Source organism: Chitinibacter sp. ZOR0017, assembly GCF_000799095.1.
GTDB classification, from domain to species: domain Bacteria; phylum Pseudomonadota; class Gammaproteobacteria; order Burkholderiales; family Chitinibacteraceae; genus Chitinibacter; species Chitinibacter tainanensis.
This window is the reverse complement of the sequence record NZ_JTLG01000037.1, coordinates 1-424: the sequence shown is the minus strand read 5'-3', so window position 1 is coordinate 424 and position 424 is coordinate 1. Positions and strand designations below refer to the sequence as shown.

The 424-nt window shown below is 40.3% G+C and carries 1 protein-coding gene; it reads left to right on the top strand.

From position 1 onward, the window contains the following. Positions 1-159: 159 nt before the first annotated feature. The coding region (locus tag L991_RS17775) for a hypothetical protein (protein WP_231550548.1) at positions 160-424 on the top strand (265 nt) is incomplete at its 3' end.

Genomic DNA, 424 nt, shown 5'->3' with positions numbered 1-424 from the left:
ATTATTGAGTATTTCCTGTCGCCATTGATGGCGCATGTTTCGGAAAGTGTTCGTGAACGCTAATGCTAAATGAGTTAATCAATTCCTGGGTCAGTCTAAAAAAACTAGAAGGAATATTTAATATAATTTCGGGTTGGATTGAAATTTATAGGAAGAATGATGAAACATCATTTTAGTTATTTGGTGGTAATTGTTTTTGCATTGACTTCCTGCAAACAGGAGTCGCAAAAAATACCGCAACCCACGGAGCGGCCGCGTCTTGCCCCATCCGTATGTCGAAAAAAACCACCAACTCCCGAGCAAATTGAGGAGGTGAGAAAGCAACTGATTTTTGAAGCATGTGCCTCAGGAAATTTATATCGCATCCCTAGAATTTCCTATGCAGGTGGAGGTGTTGGCGACAATATTCGGATTTATTTGGCAT